This window comes from Streptomyces sp. NPDC052043 (assembly GCF_044548235.1).
In the GTDB taxonomy this organism is placed as follows: Bacteria; Actinomycetota; Actinomycetes; order Streptomycetales; family Streptomycetaceae; genus Streptomyces.
Genome location: NZ_JBIUBT010000001.1, coordinates 732,688 through 751,780, shown reverse-complemented (window position 1 = coordinate 751,780; position 19,093 = coordinate 732,688). Strand labels below are relative to the sequence as shown.

General features: G+C 69.1%; 20 protein-coding genes. 2 read left to right on the top strand and 18 right to left on the bottom strand.

The genetic code is table 11. The features are described from left to right. Positions 1–3: 3 nt before the first annotated feature. From ACIHCX_RS03515 to ACIHCX_RS03430, 18 genes are all read right to left on the bottom strand, one after another. The gene (locus tag ACIHCX_RS03515; RefSeq protein WP_400026140.1) at positions 4–2,382 is read right to left on the bottom strand and encodes a chitosanase; all 2,379 of its coding nucleotides are present in this window, start codon (positions 2,380–2,382) and stop codon (positions 4–6) included. 11 nt (positions 2,383–2,393) lie between these two features. After that, positions 2,394–3,407 (bottom strand): hypothetical protein, encoded by a 1,014-nt coding sequence (locus ACIHCX_RS03510; protein WP_400026138.1) that lies wholly within the window; start codon positions 3,405–3,407, stop codon positions 2,394–2,396. Next, positions 3,407–4,576, bottom strand: a complete 1,170-nt coding sequence (locus ACIHCX_RS03505) for a siphovirus ReqiPepy6 Gp37-like family protein (RefSeq protein WP_400026136.1) — start codon at positions 4,574–4,576, stop codon at positions 3,407–3,409. Before ACIHCX_RS03505 ends, ACIHCX_RS03510 begins: the two co-directional genes overlap by 1 nt. Before the next feature lie 10 nt (positions 4,577–4,586). After that, positions 4,587–5,531 (bottom strand): phage distal tail protein, encoded by a 945-nt coding sequence (locus ACIHCX_RS03500; protein ID WP_400026134.1) that lies wholly within the window; start codon positions 5,529–5,531, stop codon positions 4,587–4,589. Next, complete coding sequence (locus ACIHCX_RS03495) at positions 5,532–11,603, bottom strand: peptidoglycan DD-metalloendopeptidase family protein (protein WP_400026133.1); 6,072 nt, start codon at positions 11,601–11,603, stop codon at positions 5,532–5,534. A gap of 13 nt (positions 11,604–11,616) precedes the next feature. Further along, a complete protein-coding gene (locus tag ACIHCX_RS03490) occupies positions 11,617–11,991 on the bottom strand; it encodes a hypothetical protein (protein ID WP_400026132.1) in 375 nt (124 codons plus the stop codon). A 35-nt stretch (positions 11,992–12,026) separates the two neighbouring features. Beyond that, complete coding sequence (locus ACIHCX_RS03485; RefSeq protein ID WP_400026130.1) at positions 12,027–12,440, bottom strand: hypothetical protein; 414 nt, start codon at positions 12,438–12,440, stop codon at positions 12,027–12,029. A gap of 107 nt (positions 12,441–12,547) precedes the next feature. Next, positions 12,548–13,141 (bottom strand): phage tail protein, encoded by a 594-nt coding sequence (locus ACIHCX_RS03480; protein ID WP_400026129.1) that lies wholly within the window; start codon positions 13,139–13,141, stop codon positions 12,548–12,550. Positions 13,142–13,151: 10 nt separating this feature from the next. Then, positions 13,152–13,583 carry a hypothetical protein gene (locus ACIHCX_RS03475; RefSeq protein ID WP_400026128.1) on the bottom strand — a complete coding sequence of 144 codons (432 nt, stop codon included), beginning with the start codon at positions 13,581–13,583 and terminating at the stop codon, positions 13,152–13,154. A gap of 4 nt (positions 13,584–13,587) precedes the next feature. Then, on the bottom strand, positions 13,588–13,881 hold the full coding sequence (locus ACIHCX_RS03470; protein ID WP_400026126.1) for a hypothetical protein: 294 nt from the start codon (positions 13,879–13,881) through the stop codon (positions 13,588–13,590). Continuing rightward, positions 13,874–14,086 carry a hypothetical protein gene (locus ACIHCX_RS03465; protein WP_400026125.1) on the bottom strand — a complete coding sequence of 71 codons (213 nt, stop codon included), beginning with the start codon at positions 14,084–14,086 and terminating at the stop codon, positions 13,874–13,876. Before ACIHCX_RS03465 ends, ACIHCX_RS03470 begins: the two co-directional genes overlap by 8 nt. Beyond that, the gene (locus tag ACIHCX_RS03460; RefSeq protein WP_400026123.1) at positions 14,086–14,421 is read right to left on the bottom strand and encodes an HK97 gp10 family phage protein; all 336 of its coding nucleotides are present in this window, start codon (positions 14,419–14,421) and stop codon (positions 14,086–14,088) included. The genes ACIHCX_RS03465 and ACIHCX_RS03460 overlap by 1 nt, the downstream gene beginning before the upstream one ends. After that, entirely contained in the window at positions 14,421–14,762 is a 342-nt protein-coding gene (locus ACIHCX_RS03455) for a head-tail adaptor protein (protein WP_400026122.1), read from the bottom strand. Before ACIHCX_RS03455 ends, ACIHCX_RS03460 begins: the two co-directional genes overlap by 1 nt. Next, the gene (locus ACIHCX_RS03450; RefSeq protein WP_400026120.1) at positions 14,762–15,130 is read right to left on the bottom strand and encodes a hypothetical protein; all 369 of its coding nucleotides are present in this window, start codon (positions 15,128–15,130) and stop codon (positions 14,762–14,764) included. Before ACIHCX_RS03450 ends, ACIHCX_RS03455 begins: the two co-directional genes overlap by 1 nt. A gap of 3 nt (positions 15,131–15,133) precedes the next feature. Then, complete coding sequence (locus ACIHCX_RS03445; protein WP_400026118.1) at positions 15,134–15,436, bottom strand: hypothetical protein; 303 nt, start codon at positions 15,434–15,436, stop codon at positions 15,134–15,136. Then, a complete protein-coding gene (locus tag ACIHCX_RS03440; RefSeq protein WP_400026117.1) occupies positions 15,436–15,810 on the bottom strand; it encodes a hypothetical protein in 375 nt (124 codons plus the stop codon). Before ACIHCX_RS03440 ends, ACIHCX_RS03445 begins: the two co-directional genes overlap by 1 nt. 45 nt (positions 15,811–15,855) lie before the next feature. Then, complete coding sequence (locus ACIHCX_RS03435; protein WP_400026115.1) at positions 15,856–16,716, bottom strand: P22 phage major capsid protein family protein; 861 nt, start codon at positions 16,714–16,716, stop codon at positions 15,856–15,858. Between the two features lie 19 nt (positions 16,717–16,735). Further along, entirely contained in the window at positions 16,736–17,530 is a 795-nt protein-coding gene (locus ACIHCX_RS03430; RefSeq protein ID WP_400026114.1) for a hypothetical protein, read from the bottom strand. A 147-nt stretch (positions 17,531–17,677) separates the two neighbouring features. Here ACIHCX_RS03430 and ACIHCX_RS03425 point away from each other — a divergent pair, with 147 nt between their 5' ends. Then, complete coding sequence (locus ACIHCX_RS03425; protein ID WP_400026113.1) at positions 17,678–18,541, top strand: hypothetical protein; 864 nt, start codon at positions 17,678–17,680, stop codon at positions 18,539–18,541. Continuing rightward, positions 18,538–19,092 carry a hypothetical protein gene (locus ACIHCX_RS03420; protein WP_400026111.1) on the top strand — a complete coding sequence of 185 codons (555 nt, stop codon included), beginning with the start codon at positions 18,538–18,540 and terminating at the stop codon, positions 19,090–19,092. Before ACIHCX_RS03425 ends, ACIHCX_RS03420 begins: the two co-directional genes overlap by 4 nt. The last annotated feature ends 1 nt before the right edge of the window (position 19,093 follow it).

The following is a 19,093-nucleotide window of genomic DNA, read 5'->3' as shown; positions in this document are numbered from 1 at the left end:
GGGTCAGGATTGGGTGACGTTGAGGTTGTCGAACTCGGCGTAGTTGAGGGTGCCTGCGTCGCGGTGGGCTTCCATCGAGACGGAGACGTCCTTGGCCGCGGTGACCCAGGCCGGAGTCGGCAGCGTGCGCCGGTTCGTCCAGGAGATGCCGTTGGCGCTGGTGTCCCAGTAGAGGGTTCCGCCGGTCTCCCGGATCCGCAGCCAGGCGTGGTTCGTGGCGTCGTAGGTGAGGGAGACGGCGTTGTCGTCCCAGTAGTCGACGTTCGATGAGAAGCGGATCTTGCCGGTGGCGGTGTTGACGGAGATGGTGATCGCCGTGCCTTCGGGGGCTGCTGCCGAGGCGAGCTGGAACGACGCGTAGGCCTCCGCGACGGCCCCGTTTTTTTCGGGCGGCCACATGCGGATGAACGCGCCGGATCCGGCGAGGGCGTAGACGCTGGCGGACTGGTAGGCGCAGTAGTCGGATCCGCAGGGGACGCGGGCGCGCCCGCCGGTCTCGGTCGGGGCCGGGCTGCCGTAGTTGTCGGGCCAGAGGACGGTGTTGATCTGGTTGTCGTCGAAGTTGTCGACCAGGCTGGCGACGAGGTTGGAGTTGCCGGGGCCGCCGCCGCTGCCGTTGGGGTCGTTGACGGTGACGGTGATGTCGCTGGTGGACGTGCCGAGCGAGTTGGTGGCGGAGTAGCGGATCAGGTAGGAGCCGAGGCGGGCGTCGATCGGCGGGACGGGCCGGTTGAAGCTGTAGCTGTCGCCGTACACGGACCAGGTGATCGTGCCGGTGAGGTCGAACTTGCTTGCGCTGATCAGCGGGCGGAAGATGCCGGAGCGCCCGTCGGACTGGTAGTCGCCCCAGCTGCGGAGGACGTCGTCGCGGATGTCGCACAGCTTGGTCAGGTAGGCGGCCTCGGTGCCGCCCTTGGATGGCGGCTTGCTGGTGGAGGCGCGGGCCGCGGCGACGATCCCGCCGTAGGACTCCGAGTCGTTGCCGACGCCGTGGTTGATCAGAATGTCGTAGTGGACGGCGAGCCCGAGCGGCCCCACCCCGTCGGCGAGCGCTTGGACGAGGCAGTCGTCCCAGTACATCGACCGCCGCATGTCGCGCTGGCATTCGCGGAAGACAGGGTCGGTGTTCGCGGCGTTGATCCACGCGTTCTTGAACGCGGTGCCGAGGTACGTGGCGGCGGCGTTGGAGGCGCCGTTGCCGTAGCCGACTGTCACACACTGCTGCAGGCCTGAGATGTACGAGGCGAGCGCGTTGCCGGGCTTCCTCTGCGCGTACAGCTGGACCAGCTGGAGCATGTCGCCGGAGCAGGAGACGAAGCCGACGAGGCCAGCCGTGTAGCCGCGCTTGTCGTTGATGTCCTCGATGTACTTGTACGCCGTGGTCCAGTCCTTCGTACCGTTCTCCGCCGTGCTGGTCAGCTCGAACGCCATCTCCTGGCAGACGGGTTGGCGGATGTCTGTCGTCCCCGCGGGCGATGATCCGGGCGTCCAGGAGAGGGCGGTGGTGGTGCCGATGGTGGTGCCTGCGCCCATCGGCCCGGTGATGATCTGCCACGACCGGGAGCTGATCGTGCTGCCGTTCGCGTTCTCGGTTGCCGTCCTGGTGAACGGGCTGTCGGGGGGCGTGGCGGTGGAGGCGCCCGCGGACACGGTCGGCTTCGACCCGGTGCCCCCGCCGCCGGTGCCCGGGTCCGCGCCCGTCGTGATGGTCATCCCGACGAGGATCCACGCGGCCACCAGCGCGCTGTACTCCGCTTCCGCCAGCAGCAGTTGCCCCGCCGGGACGGTGACCGTGCGGGAGGTGACACCGCTGGTCAGCAGGTAGCCCGGGTCGAACGTGGCCGTGCGCTGCTGCCCGCCGGCCGCGTGCGCGCGAACCTGATGGATCTGCCGGTCCTGGGCGACGCCGGTGGGGAGGGGGATGGTGGTGGCGCCGGTCATGCTGATGCTGACCGCGGTCCGGCCGGGCCCCTTGGGCTCGTACAGGGTGTCGGCGGTCTGGCGGGTGAGGAGGCTGCTGCCGCCCGCGACGCTCAGGTTGCCGAGCACGTTGAGGTCGCCGGTGACGGTGCCGCCCGCCTTGTCGAGTTTCCCGTCGATGGCTTCGCCGAGGTCGGTGGCTACCAGGATGTACTGGCGGCCGTACCCGAAGTCCACACGGACGGTAGTCGGCCCGTCGGGGCCGTAGAACAGGACAGCGCCGTCCGTGTCGGCGGTGACCGTGGTGATCGGGTTGCCGTTCACGTCGGTCAGGTCGGTGAGTTTGGTGTTGGTGGTGGCCGACCAGACGGTGCCGACCGCGCCGGGTCGCAGGATGAGCTGGGTGCCGACGCGCTCCATGGCGAAGTCGCTGGGTCCGCCGCCGAAAAGATGACGAGACATTGACGCCTCCCTCAGGGGGTCCAGTAGGAGCCGTCGATGGTGAGGATGTCGCCGTTGCGGATGTTCCACGGCTGGTTGGTGAGCACGTTGATCGCGTTGACCCTGGATGAGGCGCTGGGGCCGTCGCTCACCGAATACCGCAAGCGGGCGATCTTCGTAGTGGATTCGGTGGCGAAGGTCAGCGCGACACCAACTCCGTTGGTCTCTCCGTTGCTGCTGGTGAACGCCCAGTTGAACAGCGACCGATACGTGGTGATGCAGGGCAGGCCGGGCGGCAGCGACACGCCGATCGGGTCCGGGTATGCCGGGGGGTTGCCGGTGGGGCTGAGGTGGATGGTCAGGTCGACGCGCTTGCCGACGGTCTGGTAGCGGCCGAAGTTTCGGCTGTCGGCGCCCCAATTGATGGTGGTGGCCCCGGCTGTCCAGATGGGGGTGTAGGTGGAGTCGGGGATGCTCTGGGTGGCGAGCCATCGCCAGGTGGCGCCGTCGCCGACGTACAGGTTGCCTTCCTCGACGAGGAGCTGGTTTTTCGCGGCGGGCGGTCGGGCGCCGTTGATGGACGGCAGGACGCCGCGGCCGGTCAGATACCTGCGGTCGAGGACGTTGGCGGCGGTGACGACGGATGCTCCGGCGGCGACGGTGCACTGGGCGAGGGGGATCTCCCACACCCCGTTCTCGATCTGCGTCAGGGTGGGTGCGGTGGTGCCGCCGGTCTTGTACTCGGCGGTGACCTTCTTCGCGGTCATGTCGGCGCGCAGGACGACGAGGTCGACCCGGGCCGCGCCGCCGGAGTTGGCGGGCACGGACAGGTTCTTGGTGGCGTCGAGGTAGTAGTAGAACCCGTTCGTGAACGCGTGCCCGGACGCGACGGCGACCGTGTTGACGCCGGACCCGGTGACCTTCAGGGCGGTCGAGGTGGGGTCCTGGGCGTGGACGCCGTCCAAGCCCCAGCGGCGGGCCATGCGGGACCACTGGAGCTGGGTGCTGATCGGGGAGCCGTCGAACGGTCCGGAGAACTCAGCCATCAGGCGGCCTTCCTTGTCTTCAGGCGCCCGATGTCTTTCTTGACCTGGGCGATGTACTGGTAGATGCGGGCGACGGTGCCGTCTCCGGTGTCGCCGCCGACGGTGGCCTTCACGCTGGATTCGCCGGCCGAGCTGGTGAGGGTGACCTCGCGGACCACGTCCGTGTACCAAGTCCCGCCGCGGAGCTGTGCGGAGACGGTGTCGCCGACGTTGTAGTCCCGCCCGTACCGCAACTGCGGCAGGTCGATCGGACTGATCGACAGGGAGCCTTGCCCGGCCCCGTTGGCGAGGGCTTCGGTCCCGGCCTGGTCCATCTGCGCGGCAAGGTCCACGCTGGCGGTGTCGACCGAGGTCTGATCGACGAACTGCTCGAGCACGAGCCCGGGGAACAGGGGGTCGGCGCGGTCGTACACCTTGCAGACGCGGGGGCTACTGCCGCCGCCGGCCACGACGATCGCCCGCGTACACGTCGGTGGCGTCGTGCTGTAGGAGGCGTCGGTGAGGTTGCCCAGGCCGAAGCTGAAGCGGGCAGTGCCGGCGCGGTTGGTCGGCGCGTACACCTGGAACTCGAGGGCGCTGCCGACCTGGATGACACGGAAGCCGAGCCCGGCTGCCCCCGCGATGTCCTGGAGGACGGTCAGCAGGTTGTCGAACTGGTTGACCTCCCGCACCAGCGCCGGACCGTGGAGCCCGTTGCTGGCGAGGGTGAGCAGCGCGTGCCGGCGGGACGCCTGCCCGCCGGGGCCGGCGTTGAGGTTCACCAGGTCGCGCATGCCGGTCTCGACAGAGGCGGCGTTGATCTTGTAGACGGGCGCGGTCTGGGATCCGATCGCGGCGGTCGGCGCGGGCCAGCAGGTGTATCGGGCGAGGAGTTCGTCGTCGGACACGGCGCCGACCTTGAGCTGGCCGCCGCCTGCGTCTGATTCGGAGCGGGACCAGTCGACGGTGCGGATCGGCCCGGACAGGATCGTGTCCCCTGCCGCGGTCTTCACGATGAGCCCGTTGCCTTCGGCGAGCAGGGGCGCGCTGGGCGAGTCGGCGGGAAGGTCGAGGCTGATCGCGCCGATCGCGTTGTAGCGGGGCACCACTGTGAGGCTGGTGTAGTCGCTGACCTGCCCGAGGCGTTGCAGCGTCGAGTTGCGGATGTAGACCTTGAGTGCGTTCGCCATGGTCAGCCCCCTAGGACGCCAGGTAGCGGGGCTGGTAGGTGAGGCGGACGCTCGTCGCTCCGGTGGATCCGGCGACGGTCAGGCTGCACTGGTTGACGCCTTCAGCGAGCGGCCACAGGTCGGAGTCCGTGGACAGGTCGGGCCACAGGTTGGTGGTGCCGTTGAGGAGTGCGGTCTGCTGGCGCTCTCGGGTGTCGATGACGATCGTGTCCGCCGCTGTGATCGTGCGTGTGAGGACGAGTCGCAGGCCGGTGGTCTGGTTGATCAGGGTGATGCTGGTGGCGGGGCCCTTGATCGTCCAGACGGGCCAGGCGTCGTCGTCGCCGTCATTGTCGATCGTCACCGAGCCGAGTACCTGCGAGTCGCCGACGGTGAGCGGCAGGAACGGGAAGAACGTGCCAGCGCTGCCCGTTTTGAATTCCAGGCTGGCCTCGGCGCCGATCCAGTACGGGGACGGGGTGGCGAAGGTCAGGGCGTTGATGCACCACCGCTCGCCTGCTGCGTCGAGGGACTCGTCGCCTTCGAGGCCGCCGGTGTAGTAGGCGCCGATCGAGCGGGTCGCCCCGTCGGGTTCGATCAGGGTGAGCGTGCCCACGCCGCGCTTGGGGTTCATCGACTTGATGAGGGCGCGCCGCCGCTGCTTGTACGCCTGCCGGGAGTCGTGCACCCAGAAAGCGACGGGCAGCACGATCTCCTTGGCCTGGGCGCGGACGTCCCGCAGGGCGTGCCCGTCGATGCCGGGGCTCTCGTCGGTCGTGTAGGCGTACTGCGGCATGTCCAGGCCCTTGGCGCCGGGCTGGAGGAGCCACCCGTTCTCCCAGTCGCTGAGCTTGGTCACCGTGCCGCGGGGGTCGGTCCAGACGACATCCGGCATCTGGTTGATCAGCGTGGGCCAGGGGACGCCCTGCCACTCTTCCTCCGGGGGGAGGTAGGCGGCGGGTACGAGGATGGGCACTTAGACCACCACCGTTCGGTGCAGCATGTCGTCGATGGCGAGCGCGTCGAGGATGCTCTTGCGGGAGGCGACCTCGCGGGTGGTCGCGCTGTAGTGCAGGTGCCGGTCCCCGCCGTTGTTCACGGTCTGCTGGTTCTGGATGCGGGCTGCGGTCGCGGCGGCAGTCCGGCGGACAGCTCCGGCCATGCGGACGGCCGCGGCCTGCGCGTCGGGCACGGTGCGTTCCACGCCGCGCGCGAAGCCGAGGCCGGTGAACCGGCCGAGCGCCTCGAGGACCTTCGACGGGGACTTGATCTTCATCTCGACCTTGATGGTCTTCTGCACAGCCTTGGCGATCGCGGCCATCTGCGCCTCGATGGCCTTCTGCGTCGAAGCGAGGCCGCTGAGGAAGCCCTTGCCGGCGTTGGCGCCCGCGTCGTACATCGAGTTGGCGGCGTCTTTGCCGAACGCGACGGTGGCCTTGTCGATGTTCGCCTGCGTGGCGTTGATCTGCTTCAGTTGGTCGGGGGTGGCGTCGACCAACGCCTGTGCGTAGGCGGCGCCGGACTCGGGCCCGGCGGCGATGAGCTGCTGCAACAGGGCCTTCGACAGGCCGCGCTTGGCGAGGGTGGTGAGGTTGGCGCCGAACTTCTTCAGCTGCCCGAGCCTCACGTTCAACCCGGCGAGGATGCCGCCCGCGTCGAAGGTGAGCCCACTGTTGGGCAGTCCGGTCATCGACGTGTACTGGATGGCTTGCCCGGTGGCGTCGGCGGCGAGCTGGTTGGCGGCGGCGATCTTCGCGGTGATCGCGTCGCGCTGCTTGGCCAGGCTCTGCAGCTGTTTGTTCGCGGTGCTGATCTGCTTCAGCAGCTTGTCGTCCAACGTGGTTTTGACGCCCTTGAACGCGTTCTTCACCGCCGTCGCGACGCGGGTCATGGCCGTGTCGATCGCGGCGGCTGTGCCCGCGAGTTGCTTGAGGAAGTCGCCTCCGACACTGGCGGCGAGCGGCCCGGTGTTGATGCGCTTCCCGCCGACCTTCAGGATGCCGCCCTTGGCGAAGCCGCCCGGCAGGCCGCGGCCGATCCGGACGCTGCCGACCACACCGCCCCTGGCGTATCCGCCCGGCCGGTTGTACGCCTTCGACAGGCTGCCGTAGGTCGCCAGGGCGTACTTCATCGAGGCGTAGATGTTGGCGATCGGCGACGTGCTGACGCCGTAGAGGAACGGCCCGGTGTTCTTGTACTTCCCGGCGAAGCGGCGGAAGGTCCCCTCGATGACCTGCATAAGGCCCACGGACGGGTGGCCGGCCTGCCAGTTGATGTCCGTCCGGTTGACCGCCGTGGGGTTGCCGCCGGACTCCTGGTTCATCCGCCTGAGCGTCGTGTTGGCCAGGGACAGGGACTGTCCGACCTGGCCGAGGGCCTGCTCGACGACGCCGCGCCACCGCTGGACGCCGCTGCCGCCGTCGCCGGTGGGCCCGGTCAGGTACGGCATCGGGTCGACGGCCCGCCCGTTGACGCGGGCCTCGAGGTGGAGGTGCGGGCCGGTGACGTTGCCCGTCGCGCCCACAGAGCCGACCCGCGCGCCCTGCGCGATCCGCGCGCCAGCCTTCGCGGCCATGGCCGACATGTGCGCGTACAGAGACGCCAGGCCGCCGCCATGATTGACGAGGATGTGCTTGCCGTAAGGCCCGCCGCTGGTCGCCGACTCGACGGTGCCGTTGTCGACCGCGACGACCTTCGTGCCCGTGGGTGCGGGGAAGTCGAGGCCGGTGTGGTGGCCGGAGGACCACATGCGGCCGGCGACTCCGAAGCGGGTACCGAATGCGGCATTGACGGGCTTGATCCACTGGCCGCCGCCTTCGGGCGGGGTGTCCTTGCCGCGGATGTAGTCGATGGCCTTGTCGATGAGGTTGATCGGGGCGGCGCCGATGGCGCCCTTCCACGTGCCCTTGTCGGAGCCGAGGGCCGAGCGGATGCCCTTCTTGACCGGGCTGAATGCCTTCTCGGCGAGGTCGGCGAGGCCGCCGCGGACGACGTCGGCGCCCTTGCCGAGGGCCTTGCCGACGCCGGAGGCGATGCCGGATCCGAGGTCGGTGATGCTGCCGAGGATGCCGCCCTCCGCGAACCCACGGAACCGGCTGAGGGATTGCCCGGCCATGGCAGCGGAGTTGACGGCGTGGAGGCGGGCGCGCTCGTAGGGGTCGCGCATGGCCTCGGACACGTAAACGCCTTCGCCGCGCCGCATGGGGACGAGCTGGTCGTCGCCGTCACGCCACGTGGACCAGCCGGGCAGCACGCCGCCGCGCGCGAAGCCCTTCGGCATGGTCATCTTGGCCAGGTCGGGCACGCCGGGGATTTTCGCCGCGGTCTTGTTCCAGACGGAGACGATGCCCTTGTTGTAGACGACGTCGATCCAGAACTTGATCGGGGCTTTCACCAGGTCTTGGATCTTGGACCAGGCCTTGCCTACCCCGTCGCGGATATCGACGAACATCTGCTTCAGGCGGTCGCCCCAGGAAGACACGCCTTCCCGTACCAGCCGTCGCGCTTCTGAGGCTATCGACGCCACCTTGTCCCAGAACGCCCGCCAGATTGCCGTCGCCCCGTCTCGCAGGTCGCGGAACTTCCCGACGACCGCGTCCTTGATGTTGCCCGCGATCTCCTTGGTGCGCTTCCACAGGCGGGTGAACCAGTCGATGGTGCCGCGCACGATGTCGGGGATGATGCTGTGGCCGAGGAGGACGTCGTAGAGGAGGTCGAAGAACCAGGCGATCTTCTCGGTGACGTACTGCACCGCGTCGATCGCGGGCTGGAATTTCTTCCGCAGACTGCCGAGGAAGTCGACCAGCTTCTGCAGCGCCGGAACAACGATCTTGAGGATGACCCAGGTCGCGACCTGGAGGAGCAGCAGGGACAGTTCGGTGAGCGGGCCGACCAGCGGCAGCAGTGCGGGCAGCAGCTGCGTCAGGAGCTGCGCCCCGAAAAGCATGATCTGCGGCAGCAGCGGCGTCACCGCGAGGAGGATCTCCGTGATGCTCTTCGCCAACTGGACGACGACCGGGATCAGTTGGGGGATCACCGGCAGCAGTTGCTCGAGGATGTCCAGGAACTGGTCGGCGAACGCGGTTGCGATCTCGACGACGACGCCCGCCAGGGCCTCGATGACCGGGCGCAGGGTGACGCCCAACAGGTCGGCGATGGTCGCCACGACCGGCGCCAGCTTCTGGAAAATCTTGCCCACGGTCTGGATCAGCGGCACCAGCGCCGGGAGCAGCGCCGCCACCAGGTCCCCGACGACCGGGAGCAGCGGGGACAGGGCAAGGACGACGTCGCCGACCGCCTGAGCCGCCGCCACCAGCACCGGACCCAGAGCCTTCGCGACGGGGGCCAGAGCCTCGCCGAGATCCTTGATGACTTGGGTGATGACCGGGCCCAACAGCTTCGTGATCTGCACGATAGCCGGGGAGAGTTCGGCCAGCACCGGCAGCAGGGTTTGCAGGGCCTGCCCGAGCGCGCCGGCCAGCAGCCCGGCCACCGCGTTGAGCGCTCGGAAGATCTCGGTGAGCGCCTTTTGGATCTCCGGCGACTCGATGACCTTGCGGATCTCCTTCAACGCTGCGCCGATGACGCCGAAGAAGTCGCCGCCCGCGTCCGTGGCGGCCTTCATGATCCCGCCGATGATGCCGCTGAGGTCGCCGAGGACGTGCCCGAACTTGATCGCCACATCCAACGCGGTGTTGATGGCGTCGGTCAGGCCGCCGCTCTTCAAGCCCTTGTCGAGCTTGGCCATCAACTTGTCCATGACCGTGGCCAGCCCGGACGTCATACGGTCGAACGCCGGCTGCGCGCCGACGGACAGTTGGCCGAGGGCGGTGACGATCTGGGCGGGGATCTTGCTGAGGTTGGACAGGGACTGCTTGACGCCGTCGAAGACCTTCCGCAGCGTCCCGGCACGTTCGAGGTTGGCCACTGCGTCGAGGGCGTTCTTGCTCATCAGGTTGAGCTCGCCCGCGGCGCCGACGAGCCCGGCGCGGACGGTGGGCAGGGTTTGCGTGCCGACGGCCTGCATGCGGGCGCCGATGCCTGCGAAGAGGGCGTCTTGGACGTCGAGCCGCATGCCCTTCCAGGCGGGCTCCATGTCCTGGAGGGTGGTGACGAAGGCGCGGGCGTTCGGCGACAGGTTCGCGAGTGCTTCGTCGAGCTTGCTGGTCTGCTCGGCCGCGTTCTTTTGGGCTTCGGCGACGTTGCGCATGGCGTCGGCCACGTTCTCTTGGGCGTCGGCGATCTGCCGCGCCCCGTCTGTTTGCGCCTTCGCCACAGCCTTCTGTGCGTCGGCCAACGCGCGCTGCTGGTCGGCGACCCGCTGGTCGGCGTCCGCGACCCGCTGCTTCGCGTCCAGGACCGTCTTGGAGCCGGCGACACCCGCCTTGTTCGCGGCCGTCGTGTCCTTCTCCAGGCGGCCCAGTTCGACGCGCTGCTCCTCCAGCGACTGCACCGCCCTGCGCTTGGCAAGGTCGGCCTGCTCTATCTGCAGCTGGGTGGCGGTCGGGTCGGACTGGACCTTTTGCAGGTCGAGTTCGGCCTGCTGGACAGCGAGGGTGGCCTCCTCCTCCGACAGGCGCCCGTCCTTGAGCCGGCTGTTGAGGTCTTCGAGGTCGCGGACGGCCTGACGGCGCGCCGCGGACAGGTCGAGGAGGGCTTGCCGGGCGTCCCGCTGCGCGGAGGTCAGCGCACGCTCGGAGCTGGCCACATGGTCTTGCGCCTGCCGGACTCGTTCCGCGGCCTGCACCTGCGCATCCTGCAGAGAGCGCTGCGACCGGGCGAGGGAGCGCTGCGCCGTCTCGACCTGCTTGGTCGCTGACGCGGCGGCCTTCGCTTCGGTGTCCGTGTCGTCGAAGGCGGCTTTGATCGCGTCGCCGATGCCTCTGGTGCCGACTGCGAGCGCGGCGATGGCTCCGCCGAGGAGGGACACGGCGGGTGCTGCGGTCGCGGCAAGCGGCCCCAGTTGGACGAGCGCCGCGGAGAACGAGCCGACCGTGGGTAGCGCGGCTGCGATCGCGGTCGTCCACTTCAGGACGGTGGCGGTCAGCTCGTTCATGCCGCCGCCGCTGGCCCCTGCTGATCCGAGGGATTCGGTGAGGGAGCTGAGGCCGCCGGAGCGGACGCGCAGGTTGACGGTGCGGTCGCGGGCAGCGCGGTCGATGGCGGTGTTCGCGGCCCTCGTGTCGGCCCGGGCCTGGATGGTCATGGTCCGGCGCCGGGTGAGGATGGCGAGGCTGTCCGCACCGACGCGGGTGTCCACGTCGGCGTCGATGCGGACCTTGCGCCGCTGAATCAAGTTCTTGATCTCGCCCGCCGCGACCCTGGTGTCCACCGTGGCGCGGATGTTGACGAAGCGGTCCTTGCACAGCTTGTCGAGCTTGTCCTTGGCGCGCTGGTAGGCCGATTCGTTGATCTTCGGGTGGACTTGGACGGTCCGGTTCACGGACAGCTTGTCCAGCTTCGACTTGGCCGTGCCCTCGTCGAGGTCGATGCCGACCTTCACGGTCCGGTCCTGCGTGAACCGGGTCAGGGCGGTGGTGGCGGCTTTGTCGTCGAGCTGGGCGGTGATCTTGATGGTGCGGTCTTCAGTGAGACGCCGCAGACTCGCGGCAGCCGCCTTGTCGTCCAGCTGCGCCGTGATGCTGACGGTCCGCTTGGAAACCAGCTTGTCCAGCTTCGTCTTCGCCGACGCTGTGTCGAGGTCGACGGACAGCTTCACCGACCGCGCGGCGGCCAGCTTGTCCAGCTTCGTCTTGGCGGCAGCGTCATCGACGGCGACCTGCACCTTCACGGTGCGCGGCTTGGTGAGCTTGTCGAGCTTGGTCTTCGCCGTAGCCGTGTCCAGGTCGATACCGACCTTGACGACGGGCCGCATCTTGCCGACGGCCTTCTCGATCTTCCCGGTGATGATCTGACCGGCGAGATCACCAGCACGGACGGCGCCAGGGCGGATGGCCTTCGGCAGCTCGACCTTCAGCAGGTCGCCGAACTTGCTGGTGTCCGGGGTGATCGATACCCGCGTCCGCCCGACCGTGGTCGCCTCAGCCATCCGCCCTCCCCTCCTACTGCGCTGTTTCGAGTTCGCGGAGCCTGGCCTGCCACAGCTCCACGTCCGCCTCGTCCTGCTCCCTACGGCCCGGCGAGAACGAGTCGAGGTACACCTCGGCCCGCTGCTGCGCTACGGCCTGCGCTTCGTCGTCCGCCTCCAGCCGCTCGAGGCGCGGTGCTTCGATCGGGTCCATCTCCGGCGGCCGGCCCTTCAGCTGGCCGGCGGCCCACAGGATCCGCACCGCCATGAGCAGCACGTTGTAGATGCCTGCTTGCAGGTAGGTGCCGGAGTTCCAGCGCCGGCCGTCGATGTCCCCGGCGAGCGCGGCCTTCGTCGCGGAGTCCTCGGGGAGGGCGACGACCAGGTCCCGCAGTTCGGCCCAGTTCATTGACCCCTCCCCCCAGGACATGGCCCAGAACTCCTCTAGACGGCGGCCGGGGTAGTAGCGCTGGAGGTCTGCCCGGACGGCTCCCGCGTGGTCTCGGAGGACGTCGAGGAGCCACCGCCTTCCCCCTCGTCGGTGCCCGCCTCGTCGGAGAGGTCTTCGACGATCGCCTTCAGCTCGCCGACCGTCAGCTTCGCGACCTTGACGAGACGGTCGAACGCATCCTTCGGGACGGCTACCTGGCGCAGGAGTCCGATGTTGGCGTTGCCGCCCTTCTCTTCGAGCTCTTCGATGACCTCGACGGGCCAGTCGTCCTGCGTGGGCAGCGTGCAGGTTTCCTCCTGCCCGTGCTCGTTCTCGAAGATGACGTCGACGAACTGGACCTTGCCTGCGGAGGCGCGCTGGGCGCGCATCTGCTGGAGGCGGATGACCTTGCGGTTCGGCTTGGACACGGCGGTTCTTCCTTACTTGGGCAGGGGCTGGGGCGGGGGCTGGTCAGGTGGTCTGTCGTGCCGCCCCCGCCCAGGGATTGAGCACGACAGACCACCAGTTCGGGGGGCTAGCTGCCTTCGGGCAGGGCGGGCAGGACGACGTCCGTGATCATGTGCTGGACGGACTGGGCGCCACCCGGGGCCGCCAAGGCGGTGAACGTCATCTCGTAGTTGGAGGAGTCGTCGGCGGAGTGCTTGACGGCGCCTCGGTCGGACACGCCGCAGCGGGCGATCGCGATGCGGTGCCGCCTGCCGGACATGATCACGTCGAGGCCGAGCCCGATCTCCACCGTGTCCGCCACGCTGCCCGAACCGAAGCTGATGAACTGCCGCTTCCCGGTGGCCGACGGGGTGTCGGTCATCGAGGCCAGCCGCACCTGGTAGTACAGGGAGAGGATGTGCGCGTTGGTCTCCCTGAAGACCAACTTGAACGTCTGCGTCCTCTTCTTCGCGAGGTCGATGACGGGCGCGTCCTCGCCCCACGCGTCGAGCTGCGTGCGCTCCTCCTCCAGCGCCTCCTCCAGGCCGTCAGGGGTCACAAACCCCAGGTCAGACCAGCCGTCCCCCCAGGCCTCCTCCGGCCCGGTCGGGAAGGTGGCCCCGACCTCTGCCATGTACGCCTTGCCGGCGGTACCGACGATGATGTTGCTCGCGTCGCCCACGGTGGGCCTCCTAGCTGGTCATGCGGGGTGGGCTGACGCTCATCCCCAGGGTCATCCCGACGCGGGCCACGTCGGTGTTCGGTTCTTCAGGTCGGTCCTGCGGGCCGGTCTCTTGGCTGATGCCGGTGACGATCCCGTCCGCCGTGTCGCGGCCCTTGAGGAGCTCCCAGGCCGCGCACACGCGGCGGGCGAGGCGCATGGCCTTGTCGTCGTCGGTGTCGTAGCAGTCGATCGAGAAGCGGGGATTGTCCCTGCTCGCCGGGTCACCCCAGCCGCGGACGTCCGCCACGCCGCCGATGCGAAGCACCCGCACCACCGGCAGCGCGGCGTTCAGCGCCTTGCCCGCGGGGAGCTTCCCGGCGACGTGCACGCCGGGCAGATCGGCACCCAGCAGTTGGATGGCGATCTGCTTCCCGTCGGGCAGCACCAGCGGCGTGGTCACGGCGTCAGGGCCTGTCGCTGGCGTCGCGGACGTAGTCCATGCACTCCTGCTTGCTGGCCTTCTCGGCGCGCGCCTGCTCCATGCCGCGCTTGACCGCATAGGCCCGCCACTCGTCGATCGGCGCCTTCACGTCCGGCTTCGGGTTCACAGGCGGGGCGGTGGGCTTGGGCTCGTCGACGGGGACGGCGAAACCCGTCCACCTGTGGACCTCGTCGGCGGGGACGTCGATGACGTCGCCCGGCTGCAGGTCGTTCCGCCAGAACGTCAGCCGCATCTTCACGGTGTCGCCGTCAGCCATCGTGGGCCTCCTCGTTGTCGTCGCCGGGTCGGACAACGCCCTCGTCGAGGAGCTTTGCGACGACCGCGATCATCAGGTTCTTGTTCTGGTCCGGTACGTCCGACCAGGGCTTTCGGGACGCCTCGCGGGTCTCGTAGTCGTGGTCGGGCGCCAACTGCTCGTAGGTCTCGTGGAAGCGGCGCGCGATGGCCTCGGCGCTGGTCATCAGTGGTCGCCTCCTGCGGCGTCGAGCGCGTGTCCGAGCGTGTGGTGGGGGCGGTGGATGGGGCGCCCGTGCCGGTCGGTCTGCCGGGTGCCGTACTCCACGTAGATGGAGTGGTCGGCCGCGGCGTCGACGTGGTTGGTGCCGTCCGCGTCGTGCCCGTCCATCCGGCGGATCTTGGAGCGGTATTCGCCCGTGTCCACGGGTGCGGTCTCCTGTGCGACCTGCACGACGCGGTCCATGCGCTGCCGCATGTCCGCCTGCACCTCGCCGCTCACAGCGAGGTCGCGGATCGCTTCCTCGTCCAGGTCGACGTCGATCGAGACTCGGGTGGCCATCAGCCCGCCACCTCCTTGAGGTTGACGACCTGCCCCGATAGCGGCCCCGACAGCTCGGGCTCCTCAGGCACGCCGTCGACCTCCCAGATGCGGTCCTGCCAGGCGACGCGCATCCACTCCGTCACCCGCACCGGGGCGCGCCAAGGCAGGAACAGGCGGGCCGTCGTCACGGTCTGATCCCCGGCGTCCTTCGTCTCCGACGATCCGGTGATGTCGACCGTGCAGCCAGGCACCACCGTCTCGTCGGGGTGCTCCCAGTCGCGGCGCTGCGTGTTGTAGCCGCCCGTGACGAGCGGCGCGTCGAGGACGGTGACGGTCTGGCGTCCGATGTGGCCCGGCATCAGCCCTCCAGCCAGACGAAGCCGCGGAACAAGCCGCTGACCTTCAGTACGTCGGCTGCGGAGGAGGCGAGCTTCGGTGTGCTGCCACCGTTCTGCGGGGCGAACCGGGCAAAAGACCGCTGGCCAGTCGACATGGACGCCACATCGCTCTGCGCCCCAGTCTCGTCATCGCGGTCGATCATCCAATGCACCTGCCGCACACACGCCCTCGACAACGTCGCCTGCACGTCCGGGTCTTCGGGGTCGTATGCGAGCCCGTACAGCGCCCTGTCGATCGCCGTCGACGCCACATCGAGCAGGCGCACAGCATTCGCAGGCGCAGGCTCCGGTGCGAGCCACGCCTCCAGGTCACTGACGGTCGCATACATCGGCTACTCCCCCGACCCGTCGCCCTCGGCGACCTGCACGTACTCCTGCAGATCCGCCTTGGTTGCCGCCGCAGCCTCGTCCCCGGGCATGCCGAGACTGATCGCGTAGGCGCGCCAGTCGCCGACCTTCGCGGTCGCGGCCGGCTTCTCCACCGGCGCCGGCCCGCTGTCGGCCTGCTCCGACTCGACCGCGTTGTCGTCGACGGGGACGAGGTGGCCGCGCGCGACCTGGTCGGCCATCTGCGGCGGCAGCGGCTCGTCCAGGTGCAGGCGCAGCCCGCCCGTGCCCATGTACTCGCGTCCCATCAGAGGGCCCGCGGGAGCTTGAACACGGTGACCGTGCCGGTGGTGCCGGACTCGAAGTCGACGTTGAGCTTCGAACCCTTCTGTTGGAACCGGGCGCTGGTGAACGGGCCCAGCCAGACCGTGCCCGATGCCGGGACGGACTGGGTGTAGTCGCCCGACCCAGCCATCCACGACTGGCGGCCGACACCCGCGCGGACGGTGACGGTCTTCGCCGCCCCGGCGCTGTTGGTGACGCGGATGAGGGTGTGCTCCGGGTCGGCGGCGTCGATCGCCACGCCGTTGGTGACGAGGGTGGCGTCGATCGTGGTCCCGGCCGGATCCGTGAGGCGGCCGTTCGGGACGAGCTTGCTGTAGTTGGCGCTGGTGCGAGGCATGAGGAAGCTCCCGGGGTCAGTAGAGGCGGCGGCGAGGATCACGGCTCACGGCGTGACGAAAGCGACCGCGATACCGGTCGGGCGCAGCAGCCGCGCGCCGTACACGTGCAGACCCCGGATCGCGTCGGCGATCGTGTTCTGCAGGCGCAGCGCCTCGGTCTCGAGAACCTGCTCGGCGTAGGTGATCGCACCCGGGTAGCCGGCCTGGACGACCTGCACCTGACCCGTGGGGTTCGGCGTGTTGTTGCTCTGCAGGATGTCGAAGCCCGCGGCCCGACCGACCATGCCGTTACGGAGACCCTCGCTCGTGCCGGACGCGTCGACGCGGACGAACCGGTCGTCCTTCAGGAGCTGCCCCGTGAACTCGGGGCTGACGACGACGTAGCGGCCCTCGGTGGGCACGTTGGCGCGGTCGAGCTTGGTGCGGAGGTCGACGAGGACCTTGTCGTAGGCGTTCTTGTCGTTGCCCGTCCCGGACAGGGCGATCGCGCTGCCGGTGGAGCCGATGGTGTTCGACGGGGCGACGCCGGTGTACAGCGACGCAACGTAGGCGTCGGCCTTGTCGCGGAGCCCGTAGGCGGCGTTGGTCGCCATCTTCATCATCGGGTTGAGCAGCGCCTGCGCCTTGTCGACGTCGTCGAGCCTGAAGGCGAAAGCCTTCGCCTGGTCGATGATCAGGTCGACGCCCGCGGTCTCGACTTCCTCGTAGTTGAGGTTGGCCGACTTGTCGTAGTCGAAGATGCTCGGGTCACCGATGGTGGTGATCCGCACCGACTGGCCGTGGCTGGAGATCTCGCCCTCGTAGTCGCGGTTCACCAGCTGCGGCTGCGCGTACACGAGGGCGTTCTCGAGCGCGTCGAGGAGCTGGGCGGACCAGATCTCGGGCTTGAAGTTGTTGATCGACAACGGAGGCTCCTATGGGCCGTCAGCCGCTGCCGAGGTAGGCGTTAAGCCTGCCCTCCTGAACGGCCTGGGTGATCTGCTTCGGGGTCATGCGCGCCACATCCGCCGCCCCCAACTGCCGCTTGCTGCCCGGCGCCCCGTCCATCGGCGCGCCCCCAGCCGGCGTCGGTGCCGACTCCTTCGGCTCGGGCTGCTTGGCCTTGAGCTTCGGGTTTGCCTCCAGGACCTGCTTGACTGCGCCCTCCATCGCGGAGGTGAAGTCGGCGGCCTTGGGGTCGAGGGATCCGAGTGCCTTCTCGAATGCCCGGGAGTCGAGGAGTGCGTCGGCGTCCGCGCCAAGTCGGGCGGCGTTCCGGTGCACTGCCAGTTCGACAGCGGTCTGGCGGGCCTCGTCGCGGGACGCCTTGGTCTCTCCGCGGGACTCCTCCAGCTGCTGGGCGAGCTCCTCGAGGGTGGGCGGTTTCTGCTCGTCGGTCTCGATGCCGAAGGCGGCGGCAACCCTCTTCATGAAGGCGGCCTGTTCCTCCTGGCCCTTCTTCTCCGCTGCTTCGCGCTTGGCCTTCTCGGCTGCGACGTCGCCGCGGATGTTCTCGACGAGCTTCTCGAATTTCGCCGGGTCGAACTCGCCGGTGAACGTGGGCGCCTTGGCCTTGGGTTCGTCGGTCGTCTTCGGCTCGGTCGGCTCGGGCTGGGGCGTGGCGGGGGTTGCGGTCGGCTCTGGCGGAGTCGGCGCGGGGGTGCTCGAGGTTGCGGGCGGGGTGGCCGGCTGGCTGCCGGGCGCCGCGGGTGCGTTCTCGGGCTGGGCGGGGGTCGTCATCGGAAGCCTCCTTGGGCGGCCGTTCGGTGCGATGCCTTGATCGCAACCTTTGGCCCTGATGTTAACCCTTAGCCACCCCCAATGCTGCACAATCAAAGGCGAGAAGGCAAGATTCCCTTAGATTCGAAGATCCGGGAGGGGGTGGCAGTGGACAGCAACCGCATCGCAGCGCTCGCACAGCAGCAGCCCGACAGGCTCCGCGCCCACGAGCAGCGCGCCATCGCCGACGCCACCCGCCCACTCGCCGCCGCCATCGCCGACGCCCAACAAGCCGCCGTCACACGATGGGTCCGCGAAACCGTCGGCCAGCAGATACCCGACAAGCTCGACAACCTCATCGACTGGGTGCGCCAGTTGCTCCGCCAGGCGTTCGCGGGCAAGGGCGTGCAGGCCCAACGCGCCGCCGACCGGGCCGCGTTCACCGCCGCCCACGACAGCGTCCAGCAGGCGTCCAAGCTCGCCGCAGCCATGCGCGGACAGCCCACACCGGCCGTCACCCCCGCGGTTGGAGCCGACGCCCAGGCCGCGGCCGACAGCATCCCCGCCGCCATTGAGGAAGAGCACGGGCACGCGCTCGCACTCCTCACCACCGCCGGCCTCACCGCCATGGGACTCGCCGGACTGCACTCGGTGTTCAAACGGGCCAGGCGCGCCGTCGGCAGGATCAGCCGGGCCATGGCCACGGCGATCGGGAGCGCCGCCGCGCACGGGGCGCGGCTCGTCGCCAAAGCCCTCGGCCCTGGTGTCCGCCTGCTTTGGGTCGCCGAGGCCGGAGCGTGCGCCGCATGCCGGGCCTACGCCGGACACCACGTCCGGCCCGGCCGGCTCTTCCCCGGCGGGCTCAGCCTCGACCCGCGGCGGACCGTGTTCGCCAACCCCATCCCCGGTCCACCTCGGCACCCATTTTGTCGGTGCGTAGTGATCGCCTGGTCGCCGTCGTGGCCGGTGTCGGGGACGCCCCTGCCCACCCTCCTGCGCCAACGCGCACGCACCAGTTGGAGGCCTGCATGACAAGCCGAGGCCTGAACCATCACGGACTGATGGGCGAAGACCGCTGGGACGAGCTGCGGGAGCTCCATTCGCAGGGACTCGGGCGCAACGCCATCTCCCGCGAGATGGGCATCACCAACAGCGTCGTCTCCCGCACCGCCGCCTACCTCGGCCTCAAGTTCGACCGCTCCAAGATGCGGGCCGCGACCGCGGCACGGATAGCCGACCTCGAAGAGCGGCGCTCCCTCCTCGCCGAAGACCTCGTCGGCGACGCCGAAAAGCTGCGCTCCCAGATGTGGGAACCGCAGCTGTACTGGGACTGGGGCGGCAAGGACCACGACTACGACGAGAAGCTCGCCGACCAGCCCACGCCCGCCGACAAGCGGGCCCTCATGGGCGCAGCCGGCTTGGCCATTGACCGGTCACTGAAGCTGGCCCCGGCCGAGACCTCGTCGGACGTTGAGGGCGCCAAGAGCATGCTCGGGTCGCTGGGCGCTGCACTGACGGCGTTCTCGCGCGGCCTCGATGAGCAGGGCGAGGATGGGGCTGCGGACGCCGAGGGTGAGGCGTAGC

Coding starts and splice junctions, on each gene's coding strand:
- ACIHCX_RS03490 (WP_400026132.1), bottom strand. CDS start 11,991: ATGAACTGGGCCGAACTGCGGGACCTGGTCGTCGCCCTCCCCGAGGAC.
- ACIHCX_RS03420 (WP_400026111.1), top strand. CDS start 18,538: ATGACAAGCCGAGGCCTGAACCATCACGGACTGATGGGCGAAGACCGC.
- ACIHCX_RS03510 (WP_400026138.1), bottom strand. CDS start 3,407: ATGGCTGAGTTCTCCGGACCGTTCGACGGCTCCCCGATCAGCACCCAG.
- ACIHCX_RS03440 (WP_400026117.1), bottom strand. CDS start 15,810: ATGCCTCGCACCAGCGCCAACTACAGCAAGCTCGTCCCGAACGGCCGC.
- ACIHCX_RS03515 (WP_400026140.1), bottom strand. CDS start 2,382: ATGTCTCGTCATCTTTTCGGCGGCGGACCCAGCGACTTCGCCATGGAG.
- ACIHCX_RS03465 (WP_400026125.1), bottom strand. CDS start 14,086: ATGACCAGCGCCGAGGCCATCGCGCGCCGCTTCCACGAGACCTACGAG.
- ACIHCX_RS03455 (WP_400026122.1), bottom strand. CDS start 14,762: ATGCCGGGCCACATCGGACGCCAGACCGTCACCGTCCTCGACGCGCCG.
- ACIHCX_RS03495 (WP_400026133.1), bottom strand. CDS start 11,603: ATGGCTGAGGCGACCACGGTCGGGCGGACGCGGGTATCGATCACCCCG.
- ACIHCX_RS03460 (WP_400026123.1), bottom strand. CDS start 14,421: ATGGCCACCCGAGTCTCGATCGACGTCGACCTGGACGAGGAAGCGATC.
- ACIHCX_RS03450 (WP_400026120.1), bottom strand. CDS start 15,130: ATGTATGCGACCGTCAGTGACCTGGAGGCGTGGCTCGCACCGGAGCCT.
- ACIHCX_RS03445 (WP_400026118.1), bottom strand. CDS start 15,436: ATGGGACGCGAGTACATGGGCACGGGCGGGCTGCGCCTGCACCTGGAC.
- ACIHCX_RS03470 (WP_400026126.1), bottom strand. CDS start 13,881: ATGGCTGACGGCGACACCGTGAAGATGCGGCTGACGTTCTGGCGGAAC.
- ACIHCX_RS03430 (WP_400026114.1), bottom strand. CDS start 17,530: ATGACGACCCCCGCCCAGCCCGAGAACGCACCCGCGGCGCCCGGCAGC.
- ACIHCX_RS03505 (WP_400026136.1), bottom strand. CDS start 4,576: ATGGCGAACGCACTCAAGGTCTACATCCGCAACTCGACGCTGCAACGC.